General features: G+C 72.3%; 18 protein-coding genes. 10 read left to right on the plus strand and 8 right to left on the minus strand.

Annotated features, from left to right (window positions below):
* The first annotated feature begins 191 nt into the window (after positions 1–191).
* The 4 genes from E1291_RS28920 to E1291_RS28935 are packed head-to-tail and all read left to right on the plus strand — an operon-like array spanning position 192 to position 2,725.
* Positions 192–290, plus strand: a complete 99-nt coding sequence (locus E1291_RS28920; protein WP_018654693.1) for a 30S ribosomal protein bS22 — start codon at positions 192–194, stop codon at positions 288–290.
* Positions 291–337: 47 nt separating this feature from the next.
* Entirely contained in the window at positions 338–1,351 is a 1,014-nt protein-coding gene (locus E1291_RS28925; protein WP_131741243.1) for an NAD-dependent epimerase/dehydratase family protein, read from the plus strand.
* On the plus strand, positions 1,348–2,286 hold the full coding sequence (locus tag E1291_RS28930; RefSeq protein WP_131741244.1) for a lysophospholipid acyltransferase family protein: 939 nt from the start codon (positions 1,348–1,350) through the stop codon (positions 2,284–2,286). The genes E1291_RS28925 and E1291_RS28930 overlap by 4 nt, the downstream gene beginning before the upstream one ends.
* 28 nt (positions 2,287–2,314) lie before the next feature.
* A complete protein-coding gene (locus tag E1291_RS28935; RefSeq protein WP_131741245.1) occupies positions 2,315–2,725 on the plus strand; it encodes a VOC family protein in 411 nt (136 codons plus the stop codon).
* Between the two features lie 76 nt (positions 2,726–2,801).
* On the opposite strand, the gene E1291_RS28940 is transcribed toward E1291_RS28935, so the two are convergent.
* Positions 2,802–3,161, minus strand: a complete 360-nt coding sequence (locus tag E1291_RS28940; protein WP_131741246.1) for a hypothetical protein — start codon at positions 3,159–3,161, stop codon at positions 2,802–2,804.
* 305 nt (positions 3,162–3,466) lie between these two features.
* Here E1291_RS28940 and cutA point away from each other — a divergent pair, with 305 nt between their 5' ends.
* Positions 3,467–3,796: a divalent-cation tolerance protein CutA gene (gene cutA / locus E1291_RS28945; protein WP_131741247.1), complete on the plus strand. Its 330-nt coding sequence runs from the start codon at positions 3,467–3,469 to the stop codon at positions 3,794–3,796.
* Here cutA and E1291_RS28950 read toward each other — a convergent pair.
* The gene (locus tag E1291_RS28950; protein ID WP_131741248.1) at positions 3,756–5,156 is read right to left on the minus strand and encodes an NsdA family TPR-like regulatory protein; all 1,401 of its coding nucleotides are present in this window, start codon (positions 5,154–5,156) and stop codon (positions 3,756–3,758) included. The genes cutA and E1291_RS28950 overlap by 41 nt on opposite strands.
* A 137-nt stretch (positions 5,157–5,293) precedes the next feature.
* On the opposite strand from E1291_RS28950, the gene E1291_RS28955 reads away from it, so the two are divergent.
* Both E1291_RS28955 and E1291_RS28960 read left to right on the plus strand, forming a co-directional pair.
* The gene (locus E1291_RS28955; protein WP_131741249.1) at positions 5,294–5,614 is read left to right on the plus strand and encodes a hypothetical protein; all 321 of its coding nucleotides are present in this window, start codon (positions 5,294–5,296) and stop codon (positions 5,612–5,614) included.
* Between the two features lie 502 nt (positions 5,615–6,116).
* On the plus strand, positions 6,117–6,566 hold the full coding sequence (locus E1291_RS28960) for a hypothetical protein (RefSeq protein WP_165495324.1): 450 nt from the start codon (positions 6,117–6,119) through the stop codon (positions 6,564–6,566).
* A 770-nt stretch (positions 6,567–7,336) separates the two neighbouring features.
* Here E1291_RS28960 and E1291_RS28965 read toward each other — a convergent pair.
* A complete protein-coding gene (locus E1291_RS28965) occupies positions 7,337–8,818 on the minus strand; it encodes an alpha/beta hydrolase (RefSeq protein WP_131741251.1) in 1,482 nt (493 codons plus the stop codon).
* Positions 8,819–8,951: 133 nt separating this feature from the next.
* Positions 8,952–9,704: an ABC transporter permease gene (locus E1291_RS28970; protein WP_131741252.1), complete on the minus strand. Its 753-nt coding sequence runs from the start codon at positions 9,702–9,704 to the stop codon at positions 8,952–8,954.
* Between the two features lie 219 nt (positions 9,705–9,923).
* Here E1291_RS28970 and E1291_RS28975 point away from each other — a divergent pair, with 219 nt between their 5' ends.
* Entirely contained in the window at positions 9,924–11,066 is a 1,143-nt protein-coding gene (locus E1291_RS28975) for a sensor histidine kinase (RefSeq protein WP_165495325.1), read from the plus strand.
* Positions 11,063–11,731, plus strand: coding sequence for a response regulator (locus E1291_RS28980; protein WP_131741254.1), 669 nt, complete (start codon positions 11,063–11,065; stop codon positions 11,729–11,731). The genes E1291_RS28975 and E1291_RS28980 overlap by 4 nt, the downstream gene beginning before the upstream one ends.
* Before the next feature lie 17 nt (positions 11,732–11,748).
* Here E1291_RS28980 and E1291_RS28985 read toward each other — a convergent pair whose 3' ends face one another.
* The 3 genes from E1291_RS28985 to E1291_RS28995 form a co-directional block, all read right to left on the minus strand.
* The gene (locus E1291_RS28985; protein ID WP_131741255.1) at positions 11,749–13,026 is read right to left on the minus strand and encodes a CBS domain-containing protein; all 1,278 of its coding nucleotides are present in this window, start codon (positions 13,024–13,026) and stop codon (positions 11,749–11,751) included.
* Positions 13,023–13,652, minus strand: coding sequence for an RNA polymerase sigma factor (locus tag E1291_RS28990; protein WP_165495326.1), 630 nt, complete (start codon positions 13,650–13,652; stop codon positions 13,023–13,025). The genes E1291_RS28985 and E1291_RS28990 overlap by 4 nt, the downstream gene beginning before the upstream one ends.
* Positions 13,653–13,761: 109 nt before the next feature.
* Positions 13,762–14,022: a hypothetical protein gene (locus E1291_RS28995; protein ID WP_131741257.1), complete on the minus strand. Its 261-nt coding sequence runs from the start codon at positions 14,020–14,022 to the stop codon at positions 13,762–13,764.
* A 425-nt stretch (positions 14,023–14,447) separates the two neighbouring features.
* On the opposite strand from E1291_RS28995, the gene E1291_RS29000 reads away from it, so the two are divergent.
* The gene (locus tag E1291_RS29000; RefSeq protein ID WP_131741258.1) at positions 14,448–15,338 is read left to right on the plus strand and encodes an MBL fold metallo-hydrolase; all 891 of its coding nucleotides are present in this window, start codon (positions 14,448–14,450) and stop codon (positions 15,336–15,338) included.
* Between the two features lie 91 nt (positions 15,339–15,429).
* Here E1291_RS29000 and E1291_RS29005 read toward each other — a convergent pair whose 3' ends face one another.
* A complete protein-coding gene (locus tag E1291_RS29005; protein WP_131741259.1) occupies positions 15,430–16,308 on the minus strand; it encodes an HAD family hydrolase in 879 nt (292 codons plus the stop codon).
* Positions 16,309–16,394 lie beyond the last annotated feature (86 nt).

Consider the following 16,394-nt stretch of genomic DNA (forward strand, 5'->3'; position numbering starts at 1 on the left):
GCACCGCCCGCGCGCGACGGCGGGTCGGCGACGCGCGACGCGCGGCGCCGGACCCGGCGCGCGACGCCGCGGCATGACCTCCACTGGTACAGCGGTACCCTTGGGCAACGGACCGTGCGCGCGTTTCGAGTGATGCTCGCCTGCGGCACGCCCGTCCCCTGCACATCACCCGATACGCCGAGCGAGGTCACGTGGGCTCTGTCATCAAGAAGCGCCGCAAGCGGATGGCGAAGAAGAAGCACCGCAAGCTGCTGAAGAAGACGCGCATCCAGCGCCGCAACAAGAAGTAGCACGCCGGCCACGTCCGCCGTTAGGGGTGGGGCGCACTGTGTCATCCATGCCCGCCGCCGCGGCCCGTGTCGTCCTCGTCACGGGCGTCTCCCGTTTCCTGGGGGCGCGGGTCGCGAACACCCTTCAAGCCGACCCGGGCATCGATCGGGTCATCGGCGTGGACACGGTGCCGCCCGCGACGACGCTCGGGCGCGCCGAGTTCGTCCGCGTCGACATCCGCACGCCCGGCATCGCGGAGATCATCACGTCCGCCGGCGTCGACACGGTCGTCCACCTCGACCTCGTCACCGCCGGGACGGCGCGGGCCAAGGCCAAAGAGCTGAACGTCATCGGCACGATGCAGCTGCTCGCGGCCTGCCAGCGTTCGCCGGTCATGCGCCGGCTCGTCGTGCGCTCCTCCGCCGCCGTGTACGGCTCGTCCCCGATGGACCCGGCCGTGTTCACCGAGCGCGACGAGCCCGCCGAGGCGCCGTCGTCGGGGTACGCCAAGGACGCCGTCGAGGTCGAGGGGTACGTCCGCGGGCTGCTGCGGCGCCGCTCCGACCTGATCGTGTCGGTGCTGCGGTTCGCGAACCTTCTCGGCCCCGGCGTCGACTCACCGCTCACCCGGTACCTGCGCATGCCGGTCGTCCCGACCGTGCTCGGCTTCGACCCGCGGCTGCAGTTCCTCCACGAGGACGACGGCGTCGAGGTGCTGCGCCGCATGACCGTGGAGGACCACCCCGGCTGTTTCAACGTCGCCGGTGACGGCGTGCTGCTGCTGTCGCAGGCGCTCCGCCGCGCCGGCCGCCCGTCGGTGCCGGTCCCGTCGCTGTCGGCGTTCGGCGGCCTCGGGCGCCGCTTCGCGGGCCTGACGGGTTTCTCGCCCGAGCTGCTGCGCTGGCTCACCTACGGCCGCGTCATCGACACCTCGGCGCTGGCCCGCGAGCTGGCCTGGCGTCCCGAGCACGACTCCGAGGCCGCGTTCGCCGGCTTCGTCGCCGCCCGGGGCCACGGCGGCGCCGCCCCCGCGCACCTGGTCGACCGGCTCGCCACCGCCCTCGGCCGGGGAGGGGCATGAACCCGAGCGCGGGACGGCCGTCCGAGGACGCCCAGGTGATCCGACTCGACGGCGCCCGGCACGACGGCGGGCACCCCGGGGACGAGCCCGGCGACGGCCCAGGCCGCCTCGACCGCGGCCTCGCCGCCGGGCTGGCCTTCCTCCGGCGGCGCCTCGCGGGCGACTACGAGGTCGACGAGTTCGGCTTCGACCCGCACCTCAACGAGACCGTCCTCCTGCCGCTCGCCCGCGCCCTGTACGAGCACTGGTTCCGCGTCGACCTGGACGGCCTCGGCAACGTCCCCGCCACCGGCGGCGCGCTGATCGTCGCCAACCACTCCGGTACCCTCCCGCTCGACGGGATCATGCTGACGGTCGCCCTGCACGACCACGCGCACCGGCCCGTCCGGCTGCTCGGCGCCGACCTCGTCTACCAGGTGCCGGTGCTCGGCCATCTGGCCCGCAAGGCGGGGCACACCCTCGCCTGCCAGGCCGACGCGTCCCGGCTGCTCGGCAAGGGGGAGCTGGTCGGCGTGTTCCCCGAGGGGTTCAAGGGCGTCGGCAAGCCGTTCGGCGAGCGCTACCGGCTGCAGCGCTTCGGCCGCGGCGGCTTCGTCGGGACGGCGCTGCGCGCGGGCGTCCCGATCGTCCCCTGCGCCATCGTCGGCGCCGAGGAGATCTACCCCAAGATCGCCGAACTGAGGCCGCTGGCCCGCCTGCTCGGCCTCCCCTACTTCCCCGTCACCCCGACGTTCCCGCTGCTCGGCCCGGCCGGCCTCGTCCCGCTGCCGTCCAAGTGGCGGATCCGCTTCGGCGAGCCCATGACCCTCGCCGAGTACGACGCCGACGCCGCCGACGACCCGATGACGATCTTCAACATCACCGATCACGTCCGCGAGAACGTCCAGCGGATGCTCCATGAGACCCTCGAACGCAGGGGCCCCGCCTTCTTCTGAGGGTTCTGCCATCACCTGGAGGTACGCCATGTCCGGGCCGCTCGACTCCGCGCACGTGGTCACCAAGCTGCCCGCCCGGGATCTCGACAGGGCGCGGGCGTTCTACCGCGACCGGCTCGGCCTGGAGCCGGTCGAGGAGCGCGTGGGCGGCCTGCGCTACGTGTGCGGGACGACTGAGTTCCACATCTTCCGCTCCTCGGGGGCGGCGTCGGGAGAGTCCACGCAGATCGGCTTCGAGGTGGACGACCTAGACCGGGTCGTGGCCCGGCTGAGGGAGCGCGGCGTGCGGTTCGAGTCGTTCGACATCGCCGGTTTCGGCGGCGAGGACGGCATCGTGACCGCCCCCGACAACTACCCCAGCAAGGGCGGCGGCGAGCGCGGCGCCTTCTTCCGCGACAGCGAGGGGAACCTGCTGGCCATCGGCCAGGCGACCCCCTGACCGAACCGGGACCGTCTTGGCACCCTCCTCGATCAGCTCCAGGTACGGGTGGCGAGGTTGCGGTCGACGTCCGGCCTCATCGCTCCGATGTTCCGGCGGAGTCGCGGCCGGCCGGTGGACTCTTGCCCACGTCCCGCCTCTCGGACGCCCGCGACTCGACGTATCGACGCTGCGCCTCGGCCGCCGCCGCCACGCACTCGGCCGGATCGAAACCCAAGTCCGATGCCCAGCGCACGCCAGACAGGATCAGGTTGCCGAGCTCCCGGCCGAGCGCCGCCCGGTCCCCATCGCCTTCGAGCTCGTCGCGGCTGATGCGGGCGATGTCACCGGTGACGGTGCACGCCGCAACGGCAACGTGCGGCAACTCCATGGACGGCTGGTCGGCCCAGATTCGCCGGCCCAGCGTCAGCAACTCCGAGACGCGCGGGTCGTCCAACGATGCTCCTTGTCGATCAGGCCGATGAGATCGGCCACGTCAGGATTCCGGCCGTGAGGCCGGAGGCGGTCCGAGACCGTCAGAAGGCGATCTGAGACCAGCCACGACGAGGCGACCTCGCTCAGCCGTAACGCCGTGGACGTCGCCTCCACGGCCCGACGCAGCTCGCGGGCGTTCAGATACGCCTCGGCCAGCGAGAGATGGTCGAGGATCGTGTTCCGGGAGAAGCCGCCCCCTCGAAGCTTGAGTGCCCACGTCAGAGTCTCGCCGGGCGCGAGGACGCGAGTTGGTGAACAATCCGAGCCATGGGCGACTACGTGCAGGTTCAGACCGCCATTCCCTCCCGTCAGAAGGGCCTGGAGATCGCTCGGTCGGTCATCGACGCGCGCCTGGCGGCGTGCGCCCAGGTCATCGGACCGATCGTGAGCACGTACCGGTGGAAGGGCGAGGTACGAGTGGACGAGGAGTACCTCCTCCTGATGAAGGCACCGGCCGACCGGTACGCCGATCTGGAAGCGCACGTCCACCGGCTGCACAGCTACAGCGTCGCTGAGATCATCTCGACGCCGATCAATTCGGGTCTCGCGTCCTACCTCACCTGGATGGACGAGGAGACGCGAGCGCCAGGCGCGTAGCCCGGATGCCGTCGCGCAAGGACTGGGCGACGGGCGCGTCCTGTAGGGCCGTGCCGAGTTCGGACAGCCGATCCATCGCGTAGGTCGCCTGCCCTACCCGCACGGCCTCCACCGAACGCTCACCGAAGCGGATGCCCTCGCGCACGTCCCCGATCGCCACCAGGGCCAGCCCCATCGAAGCCAGGATGCGGCCGGTCTTCTTCTGGGCTGGGTCGCCGGCCAATGGCGCCAGCTCGCCCACCCCGTCGTACACGGCCGCTTCCTCGCGGAGGTGGGTGCCGATCGTTAACCTCATGTGCGACAGGCGGGGCGACTCCAAGCATCTGGTCCACGGCCGCTCCGACCACGGCTGTGCATTGGAGAGCAGATCAGACGCGGCCTGGATCATGTCCCGTGCCGACCTGTCGCCGAGCATCGCCGTCTCCTCGGCCTGGCGACCGAGCACCCATGCCCGAGTGGCCTGATCACCTCGTGCGGGCAGCAGATCGCGTGCCTGCTCCAGCGAGCGCCGTGCCGTGGCATGGGCGCCGGCGGCGCTGGTGGCGAAGCTCTGGTAGATGATCGCGCACGTGCTGATCGCCGGATCGTCGGCTTCCTTGGCCGCCAGGTTCGCCACTCGATAAAGGGACGCGGCGCGCGCCGCGTCTCCCAGATCCCACGCCAGCCACGCGCCGAGGACGGCCGTGTCACCGACGGTCCGGGCGAGGCGCTTGCGAAGCGGGTCCTGTCGGCAGACCTCCAGCAGGGTCGTGATCTCGCTGAGGTGCGCGAGCAGGCCCCGGAAGATCTGCCGAGCCGGGAGGACGAACTCCAGCCGGTGAAAGCCGATCGAGCGGGCTTCCAGATGGTCGACCAGGTCCGGCCGGATGAGCCCGGTCGGGCGGGCCAGTGCGCCGGTGATCCGCTCAAGGGGATCAGCCAGGCCGAGGGCGGGCGCCGCGGCCGACGTCGCGGCGAGATGCGCGACAGTGCGGCGGTCCACGTTCTGATCGAGCCTCCCCACCGCCCAGGCGAGGGCGAGCAGATCAATCAGCGGCGAGGGCGGCGCAGATGCCTCTTGGTCTGTGGGTTCGTTCGCGGGCGTCGGGGTGAATGTGCCCTCGTTCCCGAACAGGTCGGCCTCGGTGCGGCCGGTGACGCGGGCGTAGAGGGGCCGGTAGCGGCGGCCTGGGGTGTACCGGCCGCCCTCCCACTGCTTGATCATGCCTTCGAGGCTGGGGACGTGCGGGAGGTCGTCTCGTTCGCGGGGGTCGGCTGCTGCGCGTAGCCGTCGGGCCATCTCGGCGCGCGACCAGTAGGGCGGGGCCTCGCGCGCCTCGCGTAGGCGCGCGCCGATGGCCTTTTTGTCGGCGGTGGACACTGCGATGCACCTCTCGTCGGTGCGGAACCACCTGGTCTCACCCTTCCCCACCCCCCATCGTGCCCCTGGCAGCGCGTCGCCCGCCACAGCTTCACTAAGGGTGACCGGAACGCCACCGTGCATCGCAGGAGAAGGCCATGAAACCTACGACGCAGGACATCGACGCCCAGCCTGAGCCCGAGCACCCCGACGCCTATGCGCGGCTCGGCGCGCTGATGACCCGCCTGCATGTGCACGGGATGACGACCGTGCTTCAGCGCCGGAGCCTCATCGTGATCAACGCGCGTGGTGACGGTGAGGGTGACCCGGCGCAGCCCTCCGACACCCTCACCTGCGGTCCGCGTGAGGACGACGGAGGGCGGCTGTGGTTCTTCGGCGCGTGGGGCAACCCGATCGCCGAGGCCGGCGACATCGTCGGCGCCGCGGTCGTGCTGACCGGGAAGCTCCAGGCGTCTTAGACGCGTGCCGACCGTGGGATGGCGCTGTCCCCGAACGCGCCACGTCTCATGGTCGGCGCGCCCCCGGGCGCCGCGCGGCTGCCGCTCCGCTTGTCTGCGGCGTTGAGCGCAGCGCGCGGCCCGCACGAGAGCCGGAGTAGCGCCGGCCTCGTGCCCGCCGCCCGGCCGGTCATCCCTGTTGCACCGCCCCGACCGGCCGGGCGGCACCACCCCGACACTGAGAAGGAGCACTCGGTGGGCAGCACCCCAGAGCGCGGGCGCGGGGGGACGGGTAAGGCGGCAAAGCCCCCGCGTCCGCTTCACCGGCCAAGCGCCTTGACGTCGAGGACGTCGGCGGCGCCTTCTTCCTCGTCGACCCGCTGACCCGCGACATCCACGGCACGCTCGTCGACCTCGGCCACGGCTGGTGGCGATGCCGGACGCCGCGCGGTGCCACCCGCGAGGTGTTCGTCCCGGCCGGGACGGCCGAGCCGTGGCGGGACGTGGCGAGGCGGGCGGCGGCATGAGCGACGCCTTCGAGCGCCTGGACGAGCTGGCCGCACTGATCGAGCGGCGCTTCCCGCACATCGCGCCGATCCGTCCCACCGGGGCGAGCATCCTCTACCTGCTGCGTCGTGGCGAGGGCGCCCTGTACGTCCTCTGGGACCGGGAGAAGGCCGCGTACGCCTGGTACGGGCCGTCCGGACGCGGCCCCCACCTCGGCCCGGACGCGCCGTCCGCCGTCGAGGCCATGGGCAGGGAACTCCCCCCCATAGACGCCGCGGCCCCGGGAGCCTACGCGGGGCGCCGGGGCCGCGGCTCCCTGACACCGGGACCTCGGGTTGAAGGCGCGCGCCCGAGGTCCCGGGCCCAGCAAGATGAACGGCGGGGATACGAAATCCTGTCCCTCCCCTCCCTGTTTCAGCGGGACCCCGGGGTACGCTGCACAACCGGAGGGTCGCTGAAGAATTGACATGCGGCACCGGCCCCGAGCCGCCGATCACCTGCGGCTTTACCCTGGGGTCCCCATCACCCTTACGAGGGTTCGCAACGGAGGCGGCGGCCGTGGGGGGTTCTCCGGGGTCCACGTCCCCATCACCCCTACGAGGGTTCGCAACCTCGTCACGGCCGCCGGCCGGGACAACGTGGATCACGTCCCCATCACCCCTACGAGGGTTCGCAACAAGTCGGCCGCGGTCCGCCACCAGCACCACGACGAACAGGTCCTCATCACCCCTGCGAGGGTTTGCAACCGCCAGGTCCGGAAGCCCAGGCCAGGGGCGCGGAAGGTCCTCATCACCTCTGCGAGGGTTTGCAACCCGTAGTAGGCCATCGCGATGCGGGAGAGGCTCTCCCCGTCCTCATCACCTCTGCGAGGGTTCGCAACCGGTCCGGCCGTAGAACGGAGACAGGGACGGCCGCCGTCCTCATCACCCCTGCGAGGGTTCGCAACGCCTGGTCCTTGGGGGGTCGGGCGGCGAGCCGGGTCCTCATCCACCCCTGCGAGGGTTCGCAACAGCGGATGTACTGCAACAATGGCAGTGACACCCAGTCCTCATCGCCCTACAAGGGTGTTGACAAGCAGAAGCGGCCCCGTCCTCCCGCGAGGGAGGACGGGGCCGTCTGGTCGGTTGAGCTTTCCCGCCCTCCGGCGAATTGCGGTCACCGGCGCAGTGGAGAAAGGTCTTCCGGTGCTTTGTTCGTTAGTCCTGCTGCGAGCGGCGGCGCGGCCGGTCTTGTGGGTCAGCGGGGGCCGGGGAGGGGGAATCCGGGGCGCTTGGAGCGGGTGAGGGTGGGCGGCTCGTTCGGGCAGTGTGTGCCGCGCGGCGGCGTTCGGACCGTCAGGAGATAGCCGTCGATCGCCTTGGTCGCGCAGCGGCTGAGGAGGTAGTCGCCGTGGCCGGTGCCGTCGTAGGTGAGCAGGACGGCCGCCGGGATCTGCCGGGCCGCGTTCACCGCCCACGCGTACGGGGTGGCGACGTCGTGGCGGCTGTTGGTCATCAGGATCGGCGGCGTGCCCTTGATCCGGTAGGGGCGCTGCGGGTTACGGGTCCTCGGCAGGTAGTTCCGGCAGCCGGTGACGTCCGTCCAGCCGAGCGGGTTGACCCGGGTGTGCGGGGCCGCCCGCCGGGAGGCGGCGGCCAGGCTCCGGAGCTCGGCGAAGTCGCGGACCGGGAACCGGAAGTCGGCGCACAGGATCGCGGAGTAGGGGTCCTCGACCTTCGGCGCGGCGGCCGGCCGGGCGGTCTTCCCGTTCCGCAGCCGGGCGAGGGCGGTGCTCAGGTCGACCCAGCCCGACGGGTCGTACATGTACGCGCTGATCCGCTCCGAGAGCCGCTCCGGCGGGATCTTGACGCTGGGGCGGTCCGGATCGGTGAGTTTGCCCTTGTCGGCCCTGGCCATCAGCTCGTCCAGGACGCGCACGGCGCCCCGGTCCCGCACCGCGCAGTCGACGCTCGTCTTGCACCAGGCGGCGAACTGGCTGAAGCTCCCCTCCAACGCGTCGGACTCGGTCACCACGTAGTCGCGCGCGTTTCTCAGGCTGTGGTCCATGTTGCTGTCCAGGACGAGCGCGCGCACGCGCCCCGGGAACCGTTCGGCGTACTGCTGCCCGATGAGGGTTCCGTAGGACACCCCGTAGTAGGAGATTTTGCGCTCGCCGAGGGCGGCGCGGATCGCGTCCAGGTCCCGGACGACGCTGCCGGTGTCGACCTGGTCGAACAGCGGGCCGGTCAGGCGGCGGCACGCCTTGGCCCGTGCGGCGTTGTAGGAGAGGAGCTTCTTGTACGCCCCGGCGTTGGCCGGGTAGCTGGACGGCGCGTCGGGGGGCGGGCACACCACCGAATGGCTCCGGCCGACACCGCGCGGGTCGAACCCGACGATGTCGAACCGGCGCTGGATCTCGGGGCTGAAGACCTCGTTCGCGTAGAGCGCGAAGTCCACCCCGGAGCCGCCTGGCCCACCGGGATTGATGAGCAGCGAGCCGATCCGTTTCGCCGGATCCAGCGCGGGTCTGCGCGCCAGCGCTAAGTCGACGCGTTTCCCCTTTGGACGTGACCAGTCGATGGGCACGGAGACCTTGCCGCACTGGACCTTCGCGTCGTCGGGGCAGGGCTTCCAGCCGGTCTTCCCGGGCGGCGGGGCGGCCGCCTGCGCCGGAGCCGGTACGCCGGCCACCAGTGGTCCGCAGAGCAGCAGCCCCGCGATCGTCCGGCCGAATCTCATCGTGACCCCTCGTCGGATCGGGAGCACCGGCGCGGAGGAGTGCCGGCGAGTCCTCGATACCGTGCTTGATCGTTACCGCCCACGCGGATGACCACGACCGGACAGGGTGTGAACCGGAGGCCCGGGTGACGGATCAGTGGTCGCGGCGGGCGAGGGCCCATCCGGCGGCGGTGAGCGCCGCCGCGGCGTAGGCGATCAGGACGGCCGCGGCGGCGGGCGGCGGCAGGGTGGCGCCGGGGGAGCCCGCGAGCTCGGCGGGCAGGTCCGGCGGCAGCACCGCCGACACGTGCTCCGACCAGCCGGGCGGCAGGAACGCGGCGATGCCCGGCAGGACGAACAGCGGCGCGGCCACCGCGACGAGCGCGCCCGCCGTCGAGCGCAGCAGCGTGCCCAGCCCCAGCCCGGCCAGGGCCGCGACCATCATGGCCGGGCCGGTGCAGGCGGCCTCGGTGACGGTCACCGTGGTGCCGATCGGCGCCGGCCGGTCCCCGGTGACCAGCCGTCCGGCGAGCAGCGACGCGAACGCGACGGCCTCGCCCGCCGTGACCGTGACGGCGGCGACCACCACCGCCTTCGCCGCCAGCAGGGCACGCCGCCGGGGGACGGCCGTGAGGCTCGCGCTGATCATGCCGGTGCCGTACTCGGAGGTGATCGCGAGGACGCCGAGCGCGGCGAGGCAGAACATCGCGAACGGCACGACGACGGGGGTCGGGTCGGCGCCGCCGAACGCGGCGCGGTCGGCGGGGGACGCCCTGTCCCAGTCTGCGACCATCGCCATAGCGACGGCGGTGCCGGGGACGAGCGGCGCGGCGGCCGCGGCGAGGAGGCCGCGGGTGGACCGGACGGTGCGGAGTTTCAGCCACTCCGAGGCGATCGTGTCGTTCATCGGTGCTCCGGTGGGTGTCGGGGACGGCGCCCGGCGGGGCGGCGCCGGTCACGACGTCCACGATCGGCCCGGACCGGCGGCCCGCGCATCGGACCGTGGCCCCCGGCCGGAGTCATGCCGTGGCGGACGACCCGCGCCGCGACGACCGGCCGGGTCCTCCCCAGGGATGATCCACGCTGGTCGGATGCACCCGGTGACCTGCGCGGATACGGTACGTTCGTGGACGATCCGGAACCGGCGGCCCGCCTCCGCCGCGGTCACCTCGTCGCGGTCGACGCGGTGGCGGCGGCCTTTCTCGCGCTCGCGGACGCGCTGGCCTCCGGCAACATGCTGAAGGACCGCGCCGACTTCGCGGGCCCCTTCACCGCTGCCTGCCTCGTCGCCGTGGGGCTCGGCGCCACCGTCGCCGCCCGCCGGTACCGGCCCGTCCCGGCGCTCGCCGCCGCCTTGGCGCTCGCGTCCGCCGCGACCGCCGCCGGGGTGCTGTGGGGCGCGTTCCCCGAGGCGGCGCTGGCGCTGTACATCGTCGCCGTGGGACGTCCACGGCCGCCGTGGATCCCGTTCGCGACCGCCGCCGTCGCGTCCCTGGCGATCGTCGCGGCGCGCGAGAGCGTCCCGGCCACCGTCGTGTGGATCGCGGTGACCTGCGCGGTCATGGCCGGGGCGTGGGCGGCGGGCGTGCTGGTGCGCGGCCGGAGATCGGACGCCGCGCAGCTGGAACGTCAGCGCGAGCAGCGGATCGTCGTCGAGGAACGCCTCCGCATCGCCCGCGAGCTGCACGACGTCGTCACCCACGGCATGGGGCTGATCGCGGTCAAGGCGGGCGTCGCCAACCACGTCGCCGAGGTCCGTCCCGGCGAGGCCCGCGACGCGCTCCGCGTCATCGAGGCGACCAGCCGCGACGCGCTGACCGAGATGCGCCGGCTCCTCGGCGTCCTCAGGCAGGAGCCCGGCTTGGACCCGCCCCGCGTCGCGGGCCTCGCCGACCTCGCCGCACGGGCCACCGAGGCCGGTGTGCGGGTGGAGCTGGCCGTCGGCGATGCCGCGGCGCTTCCGGACGCGGTGCAGCTCGCCGTGTACCGGATCGTCCAGGAGGCCGTCACGAACGTCGTCAAGCACGCCGCGCCCACCCGCTGCCGGGCGACGGTCGAGATCGGCGTCCGCGAGGTCCGCATCGAGGTGACCGACGACGGACCCGGCGGTGCGGCGGGCGGTGGGCACGGTGGCGGGCAGGGCGGCGGGCATGGGCTGGTCGGCATGCGCGAGCGCGTCGCGATGTACGGCGGCCGGTTCAGCGCTGGGCCCCGCGAGGGCGGTGGCTTCACCGTCACCGCGACGCTGCCGTTCGGGGACGCGGCATGACCCGGCCCGTCCGGGTGCTGGTCGCCGACGACCAGGCGCTGCTGCGCGGCAGCTTCCGCGCGCTGGTCGACTCCTCGGAGGGCCTCACCACCGTCGGCGAGGCCGCCGACGGCGCCGAGACCGTCGAGCTGGCCCGCGCCCTGCGCCCCGATGTGATCCTCATGGACGTCCGCATGCCCCGCCTGGACGGCATCGAGGCGACCCGCCGCATCCGCGCGGACGCGGCGAACGCCGCCGTCCGCGTCCTGATCCTGACCATGTTCGACCTGGACGCCTACGTGTTCTCCGCGCTGCGGGCGGGCGCGAGCGGGTTCCTGCTCAAGGACGTCCCGCCCCCGGACCTGCTCGCCGCGATCCGCGTCATCGCGGCGGGCGAGGCGCTGCTGGCCCCGGCCGTCACCCGGCGCCTCATCGAGGAGTTCGCCCGCCGCCCCGAGCCGGACCGGCCGCTGACCCGCGACCTGGACGGCGTCACCGGCCGGGAGCGCGAGGTCCTCACGCTCATCGGGACGGGCCTGTCCAACGCCGAGATCGCGGGTCATCTGCACCTGAGCCTCGCCACCGTGAAGACCTATGTGGGCCGCCTCCTCGCCAAGCTCCACGCCCGCGACCGGGCGCAGCTCGTCATCATCGCCTACGAGTCCGGCCTGGTCGGCCGCCCCTGAGCACGACCCGGCCGCCCTCACCGGGTGAACAGGGCCATCGGGTCGTACAGGTCGGCGGCCCGCCCGTTGCCGGGCGGCCGGTCGCCGCCGGGCCCGACATGACCGGCCAGCGCGGTGCGCGCGGTGATGTACCCGGCGATCACCCCGGCCTCGTCGAGCACCACCAGCAGCCCGGCCGAATCGGTCAGGATCTGGTCGCGGACGGTGTCGATCGGCGTGCCCGTGCCGGTGACGGTCGGCCTGCGCAGGATGGTGGAGACCGGATCGCCGGGACGCCCACGAGCGGCGGCGACCGCGTCGGCCAAGGTGACCACCCCGATGACGGCCTCCCCGTCATGGACGGGCAGCGCGTGCTCGCCCTCCCCGATCATCGCTTCCACGGCCTGATCGACGCGCCGGCCGGGCTCCAGGAGTGGAACCTCATAGGGCACCAGCACATCAGCGGCGACCCGCGCCCCCACGGCACTCTGCGCCCCGATATCGCGGGCCGACGAGCGAGCCCCCACCACCGGCACCGTCCGGCATGGATCGAGAAATCCCCGGCGGGACCCCAGCAGCCAGGATTCACCGGATCCGGTCGGGTGTACGAGCGTCCATTTCTTGGCGTCGCCCTGTGCTTCCGCAGCGCGGATCTTGCGCCACAGGTGAATCCATTCCTGTGCCGATGAGCAAGAGTTGAGAAGCCTGATGACCCGCGTGGTGTGAATGCTGGACTGCCAGGTGTCCTCGTTCGGGACGGCGAGTTCCGCCGGATCAAACAACGGGGTGCGCAGGTCCCAGGTCGCCAGGCTCGAGGATGTGACGGCCAGAACCATCGCCGGGGAAGGAAGCCGGAGGCCGGGATTCTCCGAATACTCGACGACGAGCGTCCGAGCCTCCAAGCCCGTTGGGCGGCCGCCCAACACGGTTCCCGTTTCCGGGGTGGGGCTCGCGGGGTCCGGGAGGGTGTCGTCACTCTCGGGGGCGGTTCGGCGGTGGGCGGCGGCGACGATCTCGGCGGCCCGGCGGTGCGCTTCGGCGACGATGCGGGTCGCCTCGTCCTTGGCGGCCTCGACCTGGTCCTGCGCCTGACGGTCCTCGGCCTCGGTGTCCTGCCGGCCTCCGGCGAGGATCCGCCGCAGGCGGTCCTCGATGTCGTCGGGGGTCAGGTCCGCGGTGGCCCGGTCGACGAGGTCCAGGGTCTCCCCGAGCAGCAGCCCCGCCGACCCCTCCAGGCCGGCGGCCGGAGGGACCTCGCTCACCTGCGGGACGTCCTGGGCGCGGTCGTCGGGATCGTGGTGGTCGTGGTGCTTCATGAGGTCGCCTCCTTTCCGGGGGCAGGTGATGGACGATCCGGGGCGCGGTGGTCGGGTGGCGGGGTCAGGTGCGGAGCGGCGACGGCCAGGCGTTCCTTGAGGCGGTTGCGGGCGTGGCGCAGATGGGAGCGGACGTTCGGCTCGTTCTTGCCCAGCAGTTCGGCGATCTGCTTCGTGGACAGGCCCTCGAAGATGTAGCTCAGGATCCGGCGCTGGGCGGGCGGCAACTCGGCGAGGATCTGCTCGATCCAGTTCAGGTCGACCCACTGCGCGGTCAGATCCTGATCCGCTTCGTCGTCCGATCGCGTCATCGTGTGCAGCGCGATCGCGCGCTGCTTCAGACCGCGGTCCCTGCTCCGTTCCTTGTAGAAGCGGTTGCGGGCCGCCATCCGCACCCAGGCGGAGGGCGTGCGCAGCGTCCGCCACTTCTTGTAGGCGTCCGCGAAGGCGTGCTGCGCGGCGTCCTCGCCCTCTTCCCTGCTCCCTCCCAACAGGAGGATCAGTCCGACGACACCGCGGTAGTGCTGCCGGAAGAACGCGGTGAACTCCTCCTCGACGTCCCCGTTCGTTCGTTCTCCGGCCCCATGCTCCCCGTCCACGACGGATGATCGTTTGACCTCGACCACCGGCAGTCCTCCATCAGCCGCTGTCCACCGAACCCGGGCTCGCCCTCGGAACTCAGGTCCGCGGGCGAGCCCGAGCGTGAAAGACCTCGAGCGAATTTCTTCGGGCGCTCTAGCGGAGCCTGGCGACGATGATGGTGACGAAGAGGGCGAAGGCCGCCGCGGCCACCGTCATCGTCACCGAACCGGTGACCCCGTACGCGCTGACCACTGACAGCAGCACGTTGGTGAAGACCAGCTGGGGGTCACCGCCGGCCCGGCCCCGTTCCCTTTCGACGGCGTGCTGGGACGGTCTTTCCGCGGTCGTCTCGTCCATCGCTGGGAACGGTTCCCGCGAGCCCGGGGGATCGGGCAGGTCGTCGGGCCGTGTCATCGGAGGCAGAGTCGGCCCGGTGGGCTCGTGCGAGGCGAGAGTCAGGCGGCTGGAATCCAAAGGCCGGTTCCCTTCGCAGAGGTCACGTGACGTCGAACACCACTGAGGTCCCCGGCGGTCGCCCGGCGTGAAAGCGCCAGGTCAGAGGTGATGCTCCGGGACGGGCCGGGCAGGGCTGAGGGGTACCCGGGCAGCCGCCCTCCCGCGGGGCGAGGACCACAACTTTGTGTGACGTTGACGTGCACGGTCTGACCGGCGGAACCGCCTGTCGCACGAGGTCGTTCCCGGAATTTTCTTTTGGTAGACAATGTCCACGTCAAATCGAGAGATGCGCGGCACGGTATTTCGCCACTTTCTCTTCATCGTGGGCCGTGTAATATTGGAGGTCATGCCGACAGCAAGCCCGCCAATGTGAGGAGGGGGACGTGCCGAAGGACAATTCATCCGATGCCGGTTGGCGTGTCGAGACCGGTCGCTGCACGAACTGCGATGTCGCCCGCCAGGTCGCCCCGGGACTGGTCGAGGAGATCGGCGGCGTCTCGGTGATCGTCCGGCAGCCGCGCACCGAGGCGGAGGAGCGGGCCCTGCACGCCGCGGCGTACGCCTGCCACACCCGCGCGATCGTGCGCGAGCCGGACGGGCTGGACCCCGCGCGGGATCCGTACCCGCTGCCACTGGACGAGGACGTCTACTTCTGCGGCCACAACTCGGCGCGGACCGCCGCCGCCAACTCCTACCTGCTGCGCCGTCCCACCGGGAACCTGATGATCGATACGCCTCGGTGGAGTCCGGCGCTCGCGGCCAGGTACGAGTCGTTCGGCCCGGTCAGTGATGTCCTGCTCACCCATCGGGACCACGCGGCGCATGGCCGGCGCTACGCCGACCGCTTCGGCGCGCGGCTGTGGATCCACGAGGGCGACCTCGACGCGGCGCCCACCGCCGACGAGGTCCTGCGCGGCACCGAGCCCGTCGAGATCGCCCCGGGGGTGACCGCGCGTCCGCTGCCCGGTCACACCGAGGGCAGCGTCCTCTACCTCGCCGACGACCGTTACTGCTTCAGCGGCGACAGTTTCTACTGGTCCCGCACGACGGGGAATGTCGAGGTCGCCGAGAGCGTCACCTGGTATTCCATCACCGAGCTGGCCGCCTCGCTCGCGCGGACGGTTCCGGACCTCCATTTCGAATGGCTGCTGCCCGGTCACGGCGACCGGAAGCGGCTGCCCGCCCGGGAAATGTCGGAACGCATGCGCGACCTGGCCGCGCGTACCGCGGAACTGTCTCCGCGGCCCATCGACTTCACGGGCCTGCGCTGGTGAATTCCGTGCGCGAGGACGGTCATCGTCTCCTGGCGCGCCGGCCGTTCGCATGGGACGTCGCGACCCGGGCGGGCGGTCCCGACGACCGGTCTCAGGCGCCGCGGTAGTGCCTGCGCAGGGCGATCCCGGCGGCCACGCCCCCGGCCAGGGCGCCCGCTCCGGCGGCGGCGGGCAGGGCGACCATCGTGACCTTGCGGCCGGTGCGGAAGTCGTGGATCGGCCAGCCGTGGTCCCGGGCGTGCTCGCGCAGGTCGGAGTCGGGGTTCACGGCGTGCGGGTGCCCGACGGCGGTGAGCATCGGCAGGTCGTTGATCGAGTCGCTGTAGGCCGAGCAGCGCGCCAGGTCCAGGCCCTCGCGCTGGGCGAGCGCGCGGACGGCCTGCGCCTTCGCGGGTCCGTGCAGCAGGTTGCCGACCAGGCGCCCGGTGTACACGCCGTCCCTGGTCTCGGCGACCGTGCCGAGCGCGCCGGTCAGCCCGAGCCGGTGCGCGATCGTGCGCGCCACCTCCACCGGGGTGGCGGTGACGAGCCAGACCTGCTGGCCCGCGTCCAGGTGCTGGAGCGCGAGGGTGCGGGTGCCGTGCCAGATCCGGTCGGCCATCACCTCGTCGTAGATCTCCTCGCTGAGCCGGACGATCCCGGCGACCTTCTGCCCGGCGACGAACGCGAGCGCGGCCTCCTTCGCGCTGCCGATGTGCCCGGAGTTCTCCGCGCCGCGCACCCGGAACGCGGCCTGCCCCCAGGCGAACACGGCGAGGTCGCGCATCGTGAACAGCTTGCGGGAGGCCAGGCCGCGGGCGAAGTAGTAGATCGAGGCGCCGCGCATCATCGTGTTGTCGACGTCGAAGAACGCCGCCGCGCCCGGGTCGGGGACCGGAGCCGGGCTGGGCTCGGCGGCCGCGGCGGCGGCGGCCGCCTCGCCCGCGCTCACGTGGTCCTCGTCCCTGCCGCGCTGCCAGAATCGCCGCATGGGCAGAGCTTAGTCACCGGCCTCGGGACGGCCCTCGGCGCGGGCGGGCTCACGCGGCCCGGCCCCGGCCCCGGGCCGGCCGTCCT

Source organism: Actinomadura roseirufa, assembly GCF_900659635.1.
Lineage (GTDB): Bacteria > Actinomycetota > Actinomycetes > Streptosporangiales > Streptosporangiaceae > Spirillospora > Spirillospora roseirufa.